The sequence below is a fragment of the Thermoflexus sp. genome, from assembly GCF_042408365.1.
Lineage (GTDB): Bacteria > Chloroflexota > Anaerolineae > Thermoflexales > Thermoflexaceae > Thermoflexus.
Map to the genome: position 1 here is coordinate 1 of NZ_JBHOQJ010000159.1, position 16,623 is coordinate 16,623.

Consider the following 16,623-nt stretch of genomic DNA (forward strand, 5'->3'; position numbering starts at 1 on the left):
GGTCGGGGTTGCAGGCCGCCTCGTAGAGGAACGTCGACTCGGCGAACTCCCCCACCTCGGTGCCCATCCACTTCCTCCGCCGCATATCCCTAAAACAAATGCGGATGAAGCACTACCCATGATTTCTTTCATTTTAATCCAACCTTAGTCCTTCGGAGAGACGCATGCGCTCTTGAAACGGCTCAGCGCCCTGAGGGATTCTATGGGGGATTCGGAGGTTGCGCGTACTCCACGAAGCGCTCCAGGATCCGGCCCACTGCCTCCAGCGTCCGGGGGGAAATACGATCGACCGTATCGGCGGTGGTGTGCCAAGCCGGGTAATCGAAGTCGATGATGTCCACCGCTGGGATGCCCCGCTGCAGGAAAGGGAGATGGTCGTCGATCAGGGACCAGCGGGGTTCGGGGATAAACCATTCGCCATATCCCAGTTCGTGGGCGATTCGCCAAAGCTGTTCCCTGAGGTTGGGATCCGAATGTTGTTCGTAATAGAACTGTGGATCCGCGTCCCCCACCATGTCCACCAGGATCATGGCGGTTGGGGTTGTGGTGAGGGTAGCGGCGAAATGAGTGGAGCCGATGATCCATGGCAGGCCCTCCAACTCTCCCTGATCCTCCGCATCGAAGAAAACCAGCCAGACCTCATGGCGCAGACGCGGACGATCCAGAACGCGAGCGAGCTCCAGGAGCACTGCTACACCGCTGGCCCCATCGTTGGCCCCCGGCACTGGATCCTGCGGTCGCTGAGGGTCCCGATCCGCCCGGCGTCGGGTATCATAGTGGGCTCCCAGCAGGATCACCGGGCCCTGGCCCGCGCGGGCGATCAGATTGCGCCCGGAAAGCCCGAAAGCGGTGAAGGGCTGAACCTCGAAAACCCATCCTTCTTGGATGAGATGATCACGGATGTAGCGCTGCACGCGCTCCCATCCCGGGCTTCCTGGGTAACGGGGACCCATCGCCAGCTGCGCCTGCACATGGCGGAAGGCCTCCTGGCCGTCAAAACGCCGTTCGACCATCGGGGGCGATGGGCGGCAGGCGGCCAGTAGGAAGAGGGGAAGAAGCATAATCAGATGGACGAGACCTGTGTGTTTCGTGGGCATATCGTGCGATGCATTTCTCAGGCTTGTGGGCCTTGAGGGTCGTTGGGGATTGGGACCGCTGAAGGCGGCCCCAATCCCCCAAATGGTCCCCTATGCGCCCAGCCGGGAGAGGCGGCCGGCATGGGCCAATAGGATCGGCATGAGATCCGTGGCCATAAAAATCCCCAGCCCCCCGGTCCGACACGCCCGTTCCCCAAAACCCGACGCCCCGTCCGGCCGGGCCGTTCGTGGGGCCCAGAGCAGCACTGGCACCGGATGCCAAGTATGAGTGCGCAGAGCGGCGGGAGTGGAGTGATCCCCAGTGATCGCCAGAACGTCCGGTTGGCGTTCCAATAAGATGGGCAGGGCGGCGTCCACCGCTTCGATCACCCGGACCTTGGCGGCGAAATCTCCGTCTTCCCCCCGACTGTCCGTGGGTTTAATGTGAATGAAAAAGAAATCGAAACGATCCCAGTGGGCGACCGCTTCCCGGAAAACTTCTTCTGGGGTTTCCCCATGAACATCCAGGACTTCCATGCCGACCAAGCGGGCCACGCCTCGATACATGGGGTAAACCGCCACCGCTGCGGCGCGGAGTTTGTATACCTCTTGAAAGGACGGCAAGCGTGGGGGGCGATCGAACCCACGCAGAGTGATCATGTTCGCTGGATGAGCATCGGCAAGAAGCGCCCGGGCCTGCTCAATCCATCGGTTGAGCAGCTGGGCTGTCCGTTCCGCCTCGGGCTGGAGCGCTTGGACCGGCAAAGGGGGCGCGCCGGTCTTCCCGGGATCGGTCTCCGTTAGCGCCGGGGAGAGCCCTTCCCCGCGCAGGACCAGGACGAAGCGGTGCTCCTTCACGGGCTCCACGAAGGTCTCCACACCCTCCAGGCGGATGGTCCGCAGGCGTTCCACCAGGCGGACATTCACCTCGGTGGGGATCCGCCCGGCACGCCGATCGACAATCCGGCCTTCCGCATCCACAGTCACGAAGTTCCCTCGGGCCGCGATATCCTGGGGCTCCAAGGGGAAACCGATCCCAACGGCCTCCAGCACCCCTCGTCCGACCGGATAGACCAGGGGATCGTAACCGAAGAGGGCCAGGTGGGCATAGCCGCTCCCTGGGGCCAGCCCGGGGCGGACCGGGATATGGAGCCCCAACGTGCCCTCGGCGGCGAGACGATCCATATTGGGGGTATGGGCGGCCTCCAACTCCGTCGGCCCGCCAGGTTCGACGGGCATCCCCCCCAGGCCATCCATCACCAGCAGCACGATTTTCGTCGTGCTTTCCGTCGCCAGCTCAGCAATCAGCCGAAGATCGGTCATTGGAACCTCCCGATTACGGGTGGTGAAAGCCCTGTTGCGGATGATCGTTTTTCCCTTCAGAAGAACAGATCGGATTTTCTCAAGGTTCGAGCATCCGTTGTAAGGCCTCGCGCAGTTGACGGGCGAGCGGAAGGACAACCTCCGGTGCCGCGCGAGCGGCTGTTAAATCCTGGAGCTGGTGAAAGTCGGTCTGCCGCTGCCGCACCTCGCTCGCCCGGCTTAGGGCCAGATGTCCTGCCGCTTTCTCAAAGGCCGAACGAGCCCGCTCTAAGGCCCCCTGGGCTTCGTCCGGTGTGGCTGGATAGGTCTGAAGAAAAAGATCAAGTTGACGGATGGCCTCTTGCAACTCCCGACGGGCCAACTGGGCCGTCTCGGGTTCCGTTCGCGGCCGCAGCGCCCAGGTCAAGCCGCCGATCAGGCCGATGACCATGGGAAGGGCGAGCCCAATGCGCAACCACCGGGTGTGGATTCGAGATATCATAGATCCTCCAACAGCAAGCGGGCATGGGAAATTTCTTTCCGCGACAGCCTGGCGGTCGCGTGCGCTAAATTCCACGAGCGTCCAATTGAGCTATTTTATTGTAGGGGCGAATTTCTCGTTGTGGCGGCTCAGCCGCTGCCACAAGAAATTCATCCATCAAGCCGAAGCGAGCTCCGGTGTAGCGCTTCTTCCATATTTGATTTAGGAATTATGCAGTTGGTCATCTTCTGGGGACTTTTGGGGGTTGGGGGCCGCCTTCGGTGGCCCCCAAAGGATCTTTCTCCCCCTCCCATTCTCCAGAGCTGCACGGGAGGGGTGGACCAACCAATGGCCGGATAGGGGCTCCAAAGATGAGAGCACTGGGGTTGCTGCTCCTCTCGTTTTTCATACTCGGATTTCTATTTCAGGTCGCCACCCCCCTTTTTGAGGCGCCCGATGAGATCTGGCATATTGGCCTGGCCGCCCATTTGGCCCGTGGTGGGGGATTGCCGGTCCAGCGGCCGGGGGAAGACACGCCATGGCGTCAAGAGGGGAGCCAGCCCCCCTTGTATTACCTGATCCTGGCCGCCCTCACCCGAGCGTTCCACCTGCCCCTCGACGACTTGGAGCGCGTCCTGATCGAGAACCGCCATCCTACGCCTGGCGATCCTTCCCTTCCGGATAACAAAAACATGGCTCTGCATGGCTCCTGGGAGCGCTTCCCGTGGCGAGGGGCCGTATGGACCCTCCATCTCTGGCGGATGTTCTCGCTGCTGCTGGGAGGGATCACCCTCCTCGCTGTCTATGCGGCTCTGCGGGTGATGGCCCCGGATCGACCGGGCTGGGCGCTGGGCACCACGGCCTTGGTGGCCTGGAACCCTATGTTCCTGTTCATCATGGGCGCGGTGAACAACGATGTCCTGATCAACACGCTCTCGGCCATCGCCCTCTGGCTATTTGCATCCCTCTGGCGGAAAGGCCCCTCCCCTTCCCGTCTCATCGCCCTCGGGTTGGTCCTGGGGATGGCGGCCTTGAGCAAGCTGAGCGGGCTGGCCCTCTGGCTGTTCGCGTTCGTGGTCCTGCTGGCGCTCTGGAAGAAGCATCCGCTCCGTGGAAGGAAGGTTCTGCAAAGCTTGGTCCTGGTTTATGGGCTGGCGGGGCTTCTCTCGGGGTGGTGGTTCCTGCGCAACGCCGTGCTATATGGGGATCCCACCGGGTTAAATGTCATGTTGGAGATCTTTGGCCGCCGATCGCCCCCTCGCTCTCTCACGGAGTTCATTTCGGAGATCCGTGGGTTCATATGGTCCTTCTGGGCGGTATGGGGGTGGTTTAACATCGTGGCCGACCCTCCGGTCTATATCTTCCTGGAGATTTGGGGGGCCTTATCAGCTCTAGGGTTGATCCTCGCGGCGCTGGACGCCTGGCGTCGATCCAACCGTGAGTTGCTCGCGCTATGGGCGGGGGCGCTGGGATACACCGGGCTGGTCCTCCTCGGGTTAATCCGATGGACATCCTTAACTTTAGCTTCCCAAGGTCGGCTGTTGTTCCCAGCCATCGGGCCGATCGCCTGGATGCTGTGGGTGGGGTGGGAGTACTGGATCCGGCGATGGGTGCGGCGTGGGCAGCGCCGATGGATCTGGGCCCCCGCGGTGATCTGGCTGGTCGTCGCGTGGATCGCGCCCATCCGCTACATCTGGCCGACGTATGCCGGGCCATCCCCCTGGACGGAGCTTCCTCCCGGGGCCCGGATGGTGAACGCCGTCCTGGGGGATCACCTGCGGCTGGTGGCTTATCGGCCGGGCTTTGCCGCGCCTGGGCAGCGCCTTCCCATCACCCTGTTCTGGGAGTGCCTGCGCCCCACGGAACGGCCTTGGAGCGTGTTTCTCCATCCGGTTCCAACCGCTCGGGTGCGGGACGTTCGACAGGTGGACCGCCACCCGGGCCGGGGCCTCTTTTCCACCACGGATTGCACGCCGGGCTTTCGGTTCATAGACCCTTACTGGGTGCCCATCGGTTATGGCAATGAGAGTCCGACGCTCCTCCGGCTGCATATCGGTCTATGGGATAGGGATACCGGGTGGATCGCCCCAGTGCGCGATGGCCAAGGGCGACCGATCGATCACCTGATCGTGGAGGCCGGGAAAATCCGAGGGGGCGCACAGCTTTCTCCCACCCATCCGTTGAACGTGCGGGTGGGCCCAGTCCGCTTGATCGGCGTCGATTATCCAGCAGAAGTTCTTCCGGGAGAGGCGATCACGGTCACCCTTTACTGGGAGGTGGAGACAGCGCCGGGAGAGGAGTGGCGCGTGTTTGTACACGCAGGAGATCTGGAACAACCGCCTCTCTTGCAGCACGATGGTCCGCCCGCGCTGGGAGATCTTCCCTCCCCCTGGTGGGAGCCTGGGGATCGCTTCGCGGATCCTCATCCCCTGAAGATCCCAACGGATTTCCCGCCCGGCATCTACCCATTGCGAGCCGGCCTCTATCGCCCCGATGGGCTACGAGCTGAGGTCATCGGACCGGGAGGGGAGCGCCCCACCCATCGAGCGGTGGAGTTGGGGAGGCTTCGTGTAATAGGCCCTTCATGGGTTATAATTTCTCCATAAAATGCTTAAACCTTGATCTCCTGAGAGGGCCTGGAGCCGATGGATCTCACAGATCTGATTTTGCTTCCCGTGGCTTTCCTGGGCGCGACGGTGGCCGCCTTCTGGTTGAGCATGGTGATCTGGACCTTTCGGGACATCCGATCGCGGACCCGGGATCTGCCGACCCAGTTTCTGGCCACGTTATTGGTCGCTGTGTTAAACATCCCGGGGTTGCTCATTTATCTGATCCTGCGCCCCCGGGAGACCCTGGCGGAGGCCTATGAACGGGCGTTGGAGGAGGAGCTCATCCTCCAGAGCCTGGAGGAGATTGAGCAATGCCCGGGCTGCGGCCGGCGGGTGAAAGCGGATTTTATCGTCTGCCCATATTGCCATACCCGCCTGAAGCAACCTTGCCCTCGCTGCCAGCGGCCTTTACGGCTGGAATGGAGCCTGTGCCCTTATTGCGGCATCGCGCTGGGCGCTCCCGTTCCGCCTGCGACGGTGCCCGCCCCCGCCCGGGGGCCTCAGGCGTAGCCATCGGTGATGCCCGGGCCCGTTGAGTTCATTTGGGGGAAGGGAGAGAAAAACCCTCGGGGCCGTTTGTAGTAGGGCGCTTTGGCGCCGGTATGGGAACGATCAATCATCGCACGAAGCGGATCCGATTTTGTTTATGATCTTTCCCACCTCAAAGGGCGGAGGGTTCGATGGCTCGTTATCAACCGCCGGATGCCTTAGAGTTCCCTCGCTTTGCAGGCATCCGCACATTTATGCGACTGCCCCATGTGCAGACCGCTGAGGATGTGGATGTGGCGATCGTGGGGCTCCCCTTCGATACTGGGGCCACATTCCGCGTGGGCGCTCGTTTCGGTCCCGAGGCCATCCGCAGTGCTTCGGTTCTCCTCCGGCCATATCACCCCTTCCTTCGCGTGAACCTGTTCGAGCACCTCTCGGTCGTGGATTACGGCGACGCCCCGGTCGCGCCTGGCTTCATCGAGGACTCCCTTCAGCGGATCGCGGATTTCCTCTCCCCGCTGACCCTGGCCGGTGTGGTCCCTATCGGTTTGGGCGGGGATCATTCGGTGCTATTGGGGGAGTTGCGGGCGGTTGCTGCGGCCTATGGACCTGTCGCTCTGGTCCAGTTCGATAGCCATCCCGACACGTGGGATGCCTACTTCGGACATCGTTACACCCACGGCACAGTGGTTCGGCGAGCGGTTGAGGAAGGGTTAATCCTCCCGGAGCGCTCCATCCAAGTTGGCCTCCGAGGTCCGATCTATGCCCCAGAGGATTGGCAGGCTGTACAGGACATGGGCCTGGAGGTCCTTTCCGCCGCGGAAGTGCGGGCGATCGGCCTGGAGAACACGGCCCGTCAGATCCTCCATCGGGTGGGGGATCATCCGGCCTTCCTTTCGTTCGACATCGATTTCTTTGACCCAGCGTATGCTCCGGGAACCGGCACGCCGGAGGTCGGGGGATTCACATCATGGGAGGGTCTCTCATTGCTTCGTGGGCTGGTCGGTCTCCCCCTGGTGGGGATGGATGTGGTAGAAGTGCTCCCATCGTACGATCCATCGGGGATCACTGCGTTGCTTGCCGCCCATGTCGTCTATGAGGGCCTGGCGCTGTTAGCTGCCCGCCGGCGGGATGGCCTGCCTCGGATTGCCGTCTTAGGCGCCCGACCGGAAGGGCTGTAGGACTTTGGTAGCTGTTCAGCTGTTCTCACGCAACGCAAATACGGATATCGGCGTTTCGTCGTGGGTTTCCTCACTTGGAGGCTTCTGAAGCCATTCCGCCCCACACAGAAATCATACGAACGATCTCTGCTCACAACAGAGCAAGCCCAATTCGTTAACTGGGAAAGAGAATAACACGCTGGGATCGAAGTCCTCCGCATGGATCCTCCTCAACCTCTGAAAATAGAGGAGGGCGACCTTGAGCCCTAAAATCCTTGAGTGCTCGACATCCCTGGGTAAGGGGGGCAGGAGATGGCTTTCGCGGTGGAGCTCAGAAACGTGAGCAAGCATTTCGGTGAGGTGGAGGCGGTTCATCAGGTCAGCCTCCAGATTCGGGATGGCGAGTTCTTCTCCCTGCTAGGCCCCTCCGGTTGTGGAAAGACCACCACCCTTCGGATGATCGCTGGATTCGAGCGCCCTACGGAGGGGGAGATTTACATCAAAGGCGAACGCATGAACGATGTGCCTCCCTTCCATCGCCCCGTGAACACCGTGTTTCAACATTACGCCCTTTTCCCTCACATGACCGTTTTTGAGAACGTGGCCTTTGGCCTTGAGATGAAGCGCCTTCCCCGGGATGAAATCCGCCGACGGGTGGAGGAGGCCTTGCGCCTGGTTCGGCTCACCGGGCTGGAGAACCGGTATCCCCGCCAGCTCTCCGGAGGCCAGCAGCAGCGGGTGGCTCTGGCCCGTGCCTTGGTCAACCGCCCGGCGGTGTTGCTGCTGGATGAGCCGCTTGGAGCGCTGGACCTGAAGCTGCGCAAGGAGATGCAGCTGGAATTGAAAACGCTTCAGCATCAGGTCGGCATCACCTTCATCTATGTCACCCACGATCAGGAAGAAGCGATGACCATGTCGGATCGCATCGCGGTGATGAACCAGGGCCGCGTCCTCCAGGTGGGAACCCCGGTCGAGATCTATGAGCACCCGGCTACCCGTTTCGTCGCTGACTTCATTGGAGAAACGAATTTCCTGGAGGGGCGTGTGGAAGCAGTGGCCGAAGGGATGGTCCAGGTGGGGGTTGAGGGGCTTGCCATCCTCGCGGCGCCGGTGAGGGGTGTTCACCATGGCCAGGTGGTGACCGTGGCCATCCGCCCGGAGCGGATTCGCTTATGCGCCGAGGAGCCGGGGGATACTCCCAATCGCTATCTGGGGGTGATCGAGGAGGTTATTTATATCGGAACGGATACCCTCTTTCGGGTGCGGGTGGGCGAGCGGCTGGAATTGCGGGTGCGTATGCAAAACCAAGATGGCAGTGCGTCCGTGCATCGTTATCACGCGGGCGCGGCGATATGGGTGGCGTGGTCGCCGGAGAGCACGCGTGTTCTGATGGAATAGGAGGATCCTATGCCTGAAACGGGGATCCCGGGCAGAAAGGGACGTTCCCTTGGGGTATTGGGGCTCTTGGTGATCAGCGGCCTCTTGAATGTTTTCATAGCGGGAGGGGCTGCCGAGCCGTTCTGGCGCGCTGTGTTGGGAGGGCTGGGGTTCCTGGACGCGGTGCTCGCCGCCGCCTGGGTCCTGGGGCTTCCGGCTGTCCCTTCCTTGGTCCTGGCCCGGGCGGCCTTCGGGATGGCCTTCGGCCTGGGGCTCATGTTTGCCCTCAGCCTGGGCGTCGGCTTAAGCCTCTCCCTCCTGGCGATGGCGCTGGGAATCGCTGCGATCCCCCGGGGCCGCCTGCCCTTGTTGTTAATCCTCCCGGGCACTTTTTACCTGCTGGTCTTCTTCGCCTTCGCTGTGGGCATTATCGCGGTGATCAGTTTCTTGAAACGGGGGCCGTACGGAGGGATCCGATGGATCTTCGTGTTGGAGAACTATCAGCGAGCGCTGGACCCCCTGTACGTTCAGATCGTTTTGATATCCTTATGGATCGCGCTGGTGACGACTGGGTTGTGCCTCCTGATCGGCTACCCGGTGGCTTACGCCATGGCCCGCGCTCCGGCGCGATGGCGTAACACGCTGCTGATCCTGACCATGATCCCTTTCTGGACGAATTTCCTCGTCCGTACCCTTGCGTTAATGTTCGTGCTACGCTCAGATGGTCCAATCAACGGCCTTCTGATGAGCGCAGGCTTGATCCGAGAGCCCCTCTCTTTGCTCTTCACCCAGAGCGCGGTGATCCTCGGCCTGGTCTATGGCGAGCTGCCGTTTATGATCCTTCCACTGTATGCCACGCTGGAGCGCTTCGATTTCTCCCTTGTGGAAGCAGCCCATGATCTGGGCGCGAACGAGTGGCATGCCTTCCGGCGGGTGATCTGGCCGCTCACCCTCCCTGGCGTTCTCGCAGGGTCGACGTTGGTGTTCATCCCCTCGGTGGGTGCGTTCATCACCCCGGATCTCCTTGGCGGGGCGAAGACGATCATGATCGGCAATGTGATTCAGTATCAGTTCCTGACGGTCCGCCATTGGCCCTTCGGCTCTGCCCTCTCCCTGATCCTGATGGCGATGGTGCTGGCCGCTACGATGGTTTACCTGCGTGTCGGCGGAAGGGAGCGCGTGTTATGAGCGTCCCCATGCTCACTCAACCGGAGCGGGCGGCCATCCGCCCCCTGCCCGGCTGGATGCTGTATGTTGTGGAAGGGGTGGAGTGGACGGCCGGCGGGTTGATCGCCTTGCACCTCGGGCGTGCCCTGGCGACTGCGATCCCCTGGTTAACCGGCCTGGGCGTCCTGGGCGATCTGCTGGAGCTGGCCCGACGATGGACGGGCCCGGAGGGCCCGGGCTGGCCGCGGTTGGTCAGCGGCCTGCTGGCGAGTTATGGTATGCTGCTCCTGGCCGGATGGTTGTGGCGCCGCCCTGGACGGGCTGGAAAGATCTTGCGGCATCTCTTGACCTGGGGTTCTTTCACTTTCGTCTTCCTTGGGCTGGTCCTCCTCGACATCCATCGGGAGCACGTGTTGAGCCGGTTTCTACGGGTGGAGCCATGGCCGGTTCCCGCCTTCCGTTTCGCTGCGGAGTGGCGTGCGGGCATGATCGGATTCACCTTCCTCTTTCTTTATATTCCGATCTTCATTCTGGTGATGTTCTCCTTCAATTCCTCTCCCATCGCGACCGTATGGAAAGGTTTCTCCACTGCGTGGTATGAGCGGGTTCTACGCGATGCGTTGGTCATGGCGGCCGCTCAACGAAGCCTCATGATCGCTCTCCTCGCCACCCTGATTTCCACCGTCCTGGGCACCATGCTCGCCCTCGGATTGGATCGCTACCGATTTCTCGGCAAAGCGCTCTTAGAGGGTTTGCTGTATCTTCCCATCGTGATCCCCGAGATCGTCATGGGTGTGGGCTTGTTGCTGTTCTTCGTGCTGACCCAGACCCCTCTGAGTGTGTGGACCATCCTCATCGCCCATGTCGCCTTCTGTATACCGTTTGTTTATGTGATTGTTCGCGCTCGACTGGCGACCTACGATCGCACTTTGGAGGAAGCCGCGCAGGATCTGGGGGCGAACGAATGGGAGACTTTCCGGCGCATCACCCTGCCATTGCTGTTACCGGGCATCTTGGGAGGTGCTCTGATGGCGTTCACCCTTTCCATCGATGATTTCGTGATCACTTTCTTCGTCACAGGTCCGGGATCCACCACGCTCCCGGTGTTGCTGTATTCCAAAGTGCGGCTTGGGATCACACCGGAATTGAATGCGATTTCCTCTCTTCTCTTCGGCGCCTCGCTAACCTTTGTTTTGCTCTCCTTGATTGTCCAGCGTCGCCAGTGAGATCATCGGCGTTCGCGCCCCGTTGAACTCGGGGGATCTTGGGAGCTGGACTTTAGACACACTCACCCATTTCCTCCGTGTGGGGGCTTTTGGGGTGGGAGGGGCTTGCCCCGCACGAGAAGAGGGCACGGACGAGAGGTTGGACCGCCCGCTTGTCCGAAGTCCAATGGGAAAGGTTGGACGGTATGAAGACTTTCATGCCCTTCCAAAGGGAAGCCCGGAAGCGAGCCCGAGCGCCGATGGCTTATCCGCGTTCGAAGGGGGCGGCCTTCGGATCGCGGATCGTGTTCTCACGGCTCCTGGTTCCTATGGCGGTCCTCATCCTCGTGCTGTCTGGGGGCGCATGGCTCTACCATCGGATCTCCGCCATCACGGGGCAAGAGGCTTATTTGGCTCCCCAACCTCCCGCTCCTTCCCGGGCGCCCCGTGTGGGCCTGGTCGCTGGGCATCTGGGGCATGATAGTGGGGCCGTTTGTCCGGATGGGCTTACTGAAGTTGAGGTCAACACGGCGATTGCTCAGGAAGTGGCCCGTCGTCTGGAAGCGCTGGGATACTCGGTGGAGGTGCTGGAAGAATTCGATGAGCGGCTTCAAGGCTATCGCGCGGCGGCCCTCCTGTCCATCCACGCAGATTCCTGCGAATACATCAATGAGCTGGCGACCGGCTTCAAAGTGGCGCGGGCGCAAGCCGACGCCGTGCCGGAACAGAGCGATCGCCTGGTGGAATGTCTGATCTCCGCCTATGGCCGGAGGACCGGATTGCGCTTTCACGCGGATAGCATCACCTACGATATGACGGACTACCATGCGTTTCGGGAGATCGCGCCGGAGACCCCTGCCGCCATCATCGAAACCGGTTTCCTGTATCTGGACCGGGATCTCCTCACCCGAGGGCGGGAACGGGTGGTGGAGGGAATCGTCGAGGGGTTGCGCTGTTTTTTGGAAGGAGAGGAATAGGGATCTCGGGTAGGGGCTCCACTTCCCTATTCCCCGCTCTCCCCCGTTCGTCTACGGCGGGAGAACATTTGGGGAGCGGCGAGACCGCCGCTCCCCAACCCCCCACTCCATTAAGGGACCAGCTGCTCCGCTGGCCGGCGGAACCAGGTCCGCCATTCCCGCTTTTCCCAGACCACCAGGATCGGCGCCGCGTTGAAGATCGAGGAGTAGGTCCCGCTGATCATCCCGATCAGCAGGGTCGCCACGAACTGGCGGATCGTCGTCCCCCCGAAAAGGAGCAGGGCGATCAGCGTGAAGATCAGCGTCAGCTGGGTGTTGATTGAGCGATCCAAAGTTTGGAGGATGCTGTGGTTCACGATGCGCTCGTAGGGCTCGCCTCGGTAGCGGATGAGGTTCTCACGGATCCGGTCGAACACCACGATGGAATCATGGACGGAGAAACCGATGACGGTGAGCACAGCGGTGAGGAAGAGGGCGTCCACCTCCCATCCAAAAACCTTGCCGAAGATCGAGGCGGTCCCCACCACCACTGCCACGTCATGCAGGAGGGCGAGGACGGCGGCGACCCCGTAGCGGAAGGCGTGCGGGACATGCCGGAACGCAAAGGTGAGGTAGAGCATGATCGCCAAGGAGGCCATCGCCACCGCCACCAGGGCGCCTCGGGTCACCTCCGCTCCCACCGTGGGCCCGACGGACTCAAAGCGCTCTAAGGTGATCTCCCCATAGTGGGACCGCAGGGCCTCCTCCAGTCGGGTCTTGGTGGCCGCGTCCATCTCCCGGGTGCGGATGATCAGCGTGCCCTGCAGGGAAGGTTGGACCCGGATGTCAGCCACGTTGAACCCGGTGGTCTGTCCCACGATCCCGATGACGTCCTCCGTGGAGACTGTAGCGTTCGGAGGGAGGCGGATCTCCATCAGGGAACCGCCGGTGTAATCGATGGCCAGGGGAAGCCCATAAAGGGCGAGGGAGATCAGGCCCGGAATGATCACCAGAAAAGACAGAGCGAAATACCAGTAACGCTTGCCGATGATGTCGATCATCCGATGCCTCCCAGAAGTCTCCTCACAGCCCGAACCAGCGGGGTTGGGCCTGGGCACTGAACCGATCCAACAGCGCGTGCAGGAAGGCGCGGGTGACCCAAATGCCGGTGAACAGGCTGGCCGCCACCCCGATGGCCAGGGTCAGGGCGAACCCGCGCACCATGCTCGCTCCGAAGTTCAGGCCGAACACGTAAAGGATCGCGCAGGTGATTAAGGTGGAGATGTTCGAGTCCCGGATGGAAGGCCAGGCACGTTCGAAGCCGTAGTCGATCGCCAGATTCAGGTCTCGGCCGGCCCGGAGCTCCTCTTTCAACCGCTCGAAAATGAGGATGTTCGCATCCACGGCCATCCCGATCGAAAGCACGAACCCGGCGATCCCCGGCAGGGTTAGGGTGACCGGGAGCAATTTGAAGATCGCGAAGACCAGGGCGGTATACAGGCTAAGGGCCAGCACGGCCAAAACGCCCGGCACTCGATAATAGAGGACCATGAAAAGGGCGACCGTAGTGAACCCCACGATCCCCGCGATCAAGCTGCGGTGGATGGACTCCTGGCCCAGCGTGGGCCCGATGTTCCGGGTGTCCACGATCTTGAGCGGCACCGGCAGGGCGCCATAACGCAGCGTCACCGCCAGGGCTTCCGCGTCCGCCAGGGTGCTCCCGGAGCCCATCCGGATCACCCCCTGGCCTTGGGTGATCGGCTCCTGGATCACCGGGCAGGAGATCACTTTCTTGTCCAGCACGATACAGAGATAGCGCCCGACGTTCTGGGACGTGTATTCGGCGAAGATCCGTGTGCCCTCCGCGTCGAGGGTGAAGGCCACCTCAGGCTGGCGGAACTGATCCAGCTGGGGCCGGGCGCTGCGCAGGTTACGGCCGGTCATGATCGTCCGGTAAACCCGCTCCGTGGGGCTCACCGGAGTCGTCCCTGTGAGCGGTGCCGTTTCCGTCAACGCCGGAGTAGGGGTCAGCGCCGGCGTCCCGGTCACCGGGACCGTTTCGGTTGGGGAGATATCCATGGTCGTGCGGACCGTGGTGCCTTCCGGGATGGGGGTCGCGCCGGCGTCGACGAACTCCAGCAGGCCCGTCTGCTTGATCGTGTTCACCGCTTGCTCCAAGTTGGTGACCCCCGGGAGCTCCACCACAATCCGTCGGGTCCCAGCGATCTGCACAACCGGTTCGCTCACCCCCAGGGCGTTCACCCGGTTCTCGATGATCCGGCGAGTATCCTCCAGGTTCCCCCGATCCACCGGTTGGTTGGGCGGCACATCCGCCTCAAGGAGGATCTGGATCCCTCCCTGAAGGTCCAGCCCGAGCACCGTGCGGATCTCCTTCTGGAGCCCCAGGAAATCGATGCGGGTTTCTGTGAAATCCACCCAAAGGGCCAGAACGGCCAGCAGGCTGATGATGGCCAGCCAGAGATTGCGATTCCGCATTGGTCTCCCATCCTGAAAGCAGGTTCAGACATGCGGTTTGATTATAGGGGGCGGAACATCGAAAAGCAAGCGCCTCTTCGATCGCTCGAAGCCACGCAACAGGTGACATCCCCCTTTAGTGCGACCGCATTGAGGATCGAAACGTCCAGGGGCTTCCTTTAGGGATGTGTGATCGAGGGGGGCGGATAACCTCTGGGCTCGCCTTTAAGCCGTTTCCTCGGTAGTTTGGGGGCTGGGCGAGGGCCTTCGGTCCTCCCAAGCGCATACCCCCACAACATGGTAGAAGCGCTCGGCTGATGGAAGATCTATCCTCGAGTTGTTCCCAAATTGTTCCAAAGCCTCAGGTACGCTAAGCCTGCATCCATGGCCGTACACAACAGGAGGGGGAGATGTCTCCAGCGGGCACGCAAGGGAATCAGAAGCTGTGGTGGCTGATCGGAGCCGGACTGTTTCTAGTGGCGCTCATCGCCTGTCTTTGCATCGGCGTTTTCGGGGCCACCATGCTCACCACGTTCCTTGGCACATTGGGGTGGATCCAGGCAGAGGCGCGGCCTGCGCAGGAAGTTGCGGAACAGTTCCTGACGGCCCTCCGAGAGGGGCGCTGGGAGTCCGCTTATGCGTTGTGCGCCCCCAGCTTTCAGGAGGAGCTCCAGGGACCCGAGGCCCTGGCCCAGGCCTATGGCGGCGCCCGTCAACCCGCGGAGTGGTCTTTTCGGAGCTGGCGCGTCCAGCGCCAGGATGGGGTTGGACACGCTCAGCTGGGAGGGACCGTGACCACAGCGAGCCAGGAGACTTATTCCTTTGAAATTGAGCTGGTCACGGTCCGTGCCGAATCCGGGGAAGTGTGGCGGGTGAGCGGGTTCAAATTCCCTTCGGAGGGCTTTGGGGGCGCTTTTGGGGCCCGGTTTCTCCCCCCCGCCATCGTTTTCATCATCGGAGATACCGGCGAAGCTACTGCCGACGGCGCCGCCGGACCCGTCGGGTCCGGCGGGACGACTCATGCGAGGCTGGCGGTGGTGCAGTGGCCAGCCACCTCCGTATCCCTTGTCGCAGCTCAGGCACGAGACGATCCGGCACCTTCCACATGGTGCCTTGTTTGAAGTCCCCTCGGATCTCATCCGCCAGCGGCGATGCTTGCTCGTCCCACCAGGGGCACATCTTCGGCCAGTCGCTCGGGCTGGCCGGCCTAAAGCAAAACTCGCCCTCTGACCATATTCCCAGAATCACCCCCACCCATAGAACCCTGGATCCGATCCCCTGATTTCGCGCAGAAGAACACAATGGTATCTCCTACCTGGGGGTCTCCCCATCGCCCCGGATCTGCTGGCCCTGCCAACGCGGCCAGCGCATGAGCTCTTTTTCCCAGACCTCAACCCGATAGCGCTCCGGCGGGTAACTCTCCTGGTTCATCTGATAAAGCCAAGTCGTCATGGTGATCCCCCCTTTTCGGAGGATCAGGCCGCTCGTTCTTTGTAAGGGCATCGACTTGCTCTGGCCCCGCTGGCGTCGCTTTGTCCCGCTTGTCCGCTGGGTAGCTTTATTAGTGGGGGATACGTTTGACCAGCCGACGAGGCTGGGTTGGACGTTCTCGTGGATGCCTCGGTCGGTGGCCGTTCTTGGCGAAGAATGGAGGGAGAGCAGCATTGGCTCTATGGTATTGCGTTCTCAATTCGCTGACAAAAAGGGTTGAAGGATGCCGAAGGCAGCTCCTAGCCCTCAAAGAACTTCTCCCATCCTCCCCGCGGCCCTTTATTCTGCCTGACTTCACCGATCGTGATCAGACGCTCGGTGTGGCGGAGATCTTGACAGGGTCCGCCCATGCCATATAAAATCATAAACGCAGCGGGGTGATGGGCCTGTAGCTCAGGCGGTTAGAGCACTCCCCTGATAAGGGAGGGGTCCCTGGTTCGAGTCCAGGCAGGCCCACCTGGGTGGGGATGTAGCTCAGATGGGAGAGCGCCTCCTTTGCACGGAGGAGGTCACGGGTTCGAGTCCCGTCATCTCCACCACTTGCCTTGACAGTCAGCAGGTTTCTCGCTATAATGAAGAGCCCGTCGGATGGAAGCTGACGCCCGAACCCGGATGAGCAGTCTGGAGGCGGGGGCCAGCGGCCATCCGCTGGCGGGTCCGAAGGGGCTCGTTCATGGGATCCGGGTGAAAGCCCGGGGTGCACCTTAACAACCGAACAGAGCGTGAGAGCGAGTGAAAGCAACGCGGGCAGCTCAGGAAACGGGTTCTCCGCGTCACGTGTAAGCGAGTAAGGGCATGCGGTGGATGCCTTGGCGCCAAGGGCCGATGAAGGGCG

The 16,623-nt window shown here is 61.8% G+C and carries 14 protein-coding genes and 2 tRNA genes; 10 read left to right on the forward strand and 6 right to left on the reverse strand.

Annotation, left to right across the window (positions count from 1 at the left end; genetic code table 11):
* Positions 1-200: 200 nt before the first annotated feature.
* From ACFMO5_RS07440 to ACFMO5_RS07450, 3 genes are all read right to left on the reverse strand, one after another.
* Positions 201-1,097: a M28 family peptidase gene (locus ACFMO5_RS07440; RefSeq protein WP_376792123.1), complete on the reverse strand. Its 897-nt coding sequence runs from the start codon at positions 1,095-1,097 to the stop codon at positions 201-203.
* Between the two features lie 90 nt (positions 1,098-1,187).
* On the reverse strand, positions 1,188-2,399 hold the full coding sequence (locus tag ACFMO5_RS07445; protein WP_376792124.1) for a 2,3-bisphosphoglycerate-independent phosphoglycerate mutase: 1,212 nt from the start codon (positions 2,397-2,399) through the stop codon (positions 1,188-1,190).
* Positions 2,400-2,478: 79 nt separating this feature from the next.
* The gene (locus ACFMO5_RS07450; RefSeq protein WP_376792125.1) at positions 2,479-2,880 is read right to left on the reverse strand and encodes a hypothetical protein; all 402 of its coding nucleotides are present in this window, start codon (positions 2,878-2,880) and stop codon (positions 2,479-2,481) included.
* Positions 2,881-3,230: 350 nt separating this feature from the next.
* On the opposite strand from ACFMO5_RS07450, the gene ACFMO5_RS07455 reads away from it, so the two are divergent.
* From ACFMO5_RS07455 to ACFMO5_RS07485, 7 genes are all read left to right on the forward strand, one after another.
* Positions 3,231-5,465, forward strand: coding sequence for an ArnT family glycosyltransferase (locus ACFMO5_RS07455; RefSeq protein WP_376792126.1), 2,235 nt, complete (start codon positions 3,231-3,233; stop codon positions 5,463-5,465).
* Between the two features lie 39 nt (positions 5,466-5,504).
* Positions 5,505-5,978, forward strand: coding sequence for a zinc ribbon domain-containing protein (locus ACFMO5_RS07460; protein WP_376792127.1), 474 nt, complete (start codon positions 5,505-5,507; stop codon positions 5,976-5,978).
* Positions 5,979-6,148: 170 nt separating this feature from the next.
* On the forward strand, positions 6,149-7,138 hold the full coding sequence (gene speB, locus ACFMO5_RS07465) for an agmatinase (protein WP_376792128.1): 990 nt from the start codon (positions 6,149-6,151) through the stop codon (positions 7,136-7,138).
* A 291-nt stretch (positions 7,139-7,429) separates the two neighbouring features.
* Positions 7,430-8,515, forward strand: a complete 1,086-nt coding sequence (locus ACFMO5_RS07470) for an ABC transporter ATP-binding protein (RefSeq protein WP_376792129.1) — start codon at positions 7,430-7,432, stop codon at positions 8,513-8,515.
* Positions 8,516-8,524: 9 nt separating this feature from the next.
* The gene (locus ACFMO5_RS07475) at positions 8,525-9,682 is read left to right on the forward strand and encodes an ABC transporter permease (protein WP_376792130.1); all 1,158 of its coding nucleotides are present in this window, start codon (positions 8,525-8,527) and stop codon (positions 9,680-9,682) included.
* On the forward strand, positions 9,679-10,887 hold the full coding sequence (locus ACFMO5_RS07480; RefSeq protein ID WP_376792131.1) for an ABC transporter permease: 1,209 nt from the start codon (positions 9,679-9,681) through the stop codon (positions 10,885-10,887). The genes ACFMO5_RS07475 and ACFMO5_RS07480 overlap by 4 nt, the downstream gene beginning before the upstream one ends.
* Positions 10,888-11,126: 239 nt before the next feature.
* Positions 11,127-11,843, forward strand: a complete 717-nt coding sequence (locus ACFMO5_RS07485; protein WP_376792132.1) for an N-acetylmuramoyl-L-alanine amidase — start codon at positions 11,127-11,129, stop codon at positions 11,841-11,843.
* Between the two features lie 110 nt (positions 11,844-11,953).
* Here ACFMO5_RS07485 and secF read toward each other — a convergent pair whose 3' ends face one another.
* Both secF and secD read right to left on the reverse strand, forming a co-directional pair.
* Entirely contained in the window at positions 11,954-12,883 is a 930-nt protein-coding gene (gene secF / locus ACFMO5_RS07490) for a protein translocase subunit SecF (protein ID WP_376792133.1), read from the reverse strand.
* 22 nt (positions 12,884-12,905) lie between these two features.
* Positions 12,906-14,318, reverse strand: a complete 1,413-nt coding sequence (gene secD, locus ACFMO5_RS07495) for a protein translocase subunit SecD (protein ID WP_376792134.1) — start codon at positions 14,316-14,318, stop codon at positions 12,906-12,908.
* A gap of 389 nt (positions 14,319-14,707) precedes the next feature.
* On the opposite strand from secD, the gene ACFMO5_RS07500 reads away from it, so the two are divergent.
* A complete protein-coding gene (locus ACFMO5_RS07500) occupies positions 14,708-15,418 on the forward strand; it encodes a hypothetical protein (RefSeq protein WP_376792135.1) in 711 nt (236 codons plus the stop codon).
* Between the two features lie 190 nt (positions 15,419-15,608).
* On the opposite strand, the gene ACFMO5_RS07505 is transcribed toward ACFMO5_RS07500, so the two are convergent.
* The gene (locus tag ACFMO5_RS07505) at positions 15,609-15,749 is read right to left on the reverse strand and encodes a hypothetical protein (protein ID WP_376792136.1); all 141 of its coding nucleotides are present in this window, start codon (positions 15,747-15,749) and stop codon (positions 15,609-15,611) included.
* Between the two features lie 421 nt (positions 15,750-16,170).
* Between ACFMO5_RS07505 and ACFMO5_RS07510 the strand changes: the two genes are divergently transcribed.
* Positions 16,171-16,244: transfer RNA gene (locus ACFMO5_RS07510), tRNA-Ile, on the forward strand.
* A 7-nt stretch (positions 16,245-16,251) separates the two neighbouring features.
* A tRNA-Ala gene (locus ACFMO5_RS07515) sits at positions 16,252-16,327 on the forward strand.
* Positions 16,328-16,623 lie beyond the last annotated feature (296 nt).

What these genes read in the sequence shown, in the direction of transcription:
- ACFMO5_RS07440 (WP_376792123.1), bottom strand. Translation starts at nt 1,097, where the DNA reads ATGCCCACGAAACACACAGGTCTCGTCCATCTGATTATGCTTCTTCCC.
- ACFMO5_RS07445 (WP_376792124.1), bottom strand. Translation starts at nt 2,399, where the DNA reads ATGACCGATCTTCGGCTGATTGCTGAGCTGGCGACGGAAAGCACGACG.
- ACFMO5_RS07450 (WP_376792125.1), bottom strand. Translation starts at nt 2,880, where the DNA reads ATGATATCTCGAATCCACACCCGGTGGTTGCGCATTGGGCTCGCCCTT.
- ACFMO5_RS07455 (WP_376792126.1), top strand. Translation starts at nt 3,231, where the DNA reads ATGAGAGCACTGGGGTTGCTGCTCCTCTCGTTTTTCATACTCGGATTT.
- ACFMO5_RS07460 (WP_376792127.1), top strand. Translation starts at nt 5,505, where the DNA reads ATGGATCTCACAGATCTGATTTTGCTTCCCGTGGCTTTCCTGGGCGCG.
- speB (WP_376792128.1), top strand. Translation starts at nt 6,149, where the DNA reads ATGGCTCGTTATCAACCGCCGGATGCCTTAGAGTTCCCTCGCTTTGCA.
- ACFMO5_RS07470 (WP_376792129.1), top strand. Translation starts at nt 7,430, where the DNA reads ATGGCTTTCGCGGTGGAGCTCAGAAACGTGAGCAAGCATTTCGGTGAG.
- ACFMO5_RS07475 (WP_376792130.1), top strand. Translation starts at nt 8,525, where the DNA reads ATGCCTGAAACGGGGATCCCGGGCAGAAAGGGACGTTCCCTTGGGGTA.
- ACFMO5_RS07480 (WP_376792131.1), top strand. Translation starts at nt 9,679, where the DNA reads ATGAGCGTCCCCATGCTCACTCAACCGGAGCGGGCGGCCATCCGCCCC.
- ACFMO5_RS07485 (WP_376792132.1), top strand. Translation starts at nt 11,127, where the DNA reads ATGGCTTATCCGCGTTCGAAGGGGGCGGCCTTCGGATCGCGGATCGTG.
- secF (WP_376792133.1), bottom strand. Translation starts at nt 12,883, where the DNA reads ATGATCGACATCATCGGCAAGCGTTACTGGTATTTCGCTCTGTCTTTT.
- secD (WP_376792134.1), bottom strand. Translation starts at nt 14,318, where the DNA reads ATGCGGAATCGCAATCTCTGGCTGGCCATCATCAGCCTGCTGGCCGTT.
- ACFMO5_RS07500 (WP_376792135.1), top strand. Translation starts at nt 14,708, where the DNA reads ATGTCTCCAGCGGGCACGCAAGGGAATCAGAAGCTGTGGTGGCTGATC.
- ACFMO5_RS07505 (WP_376792136.1), bottom strand. Translation starts at nt 15,749, where the DNA reads ATGACGACTTGGCTTTATCAGATGAACCAGGAGAGTTACCCGCCGGAG.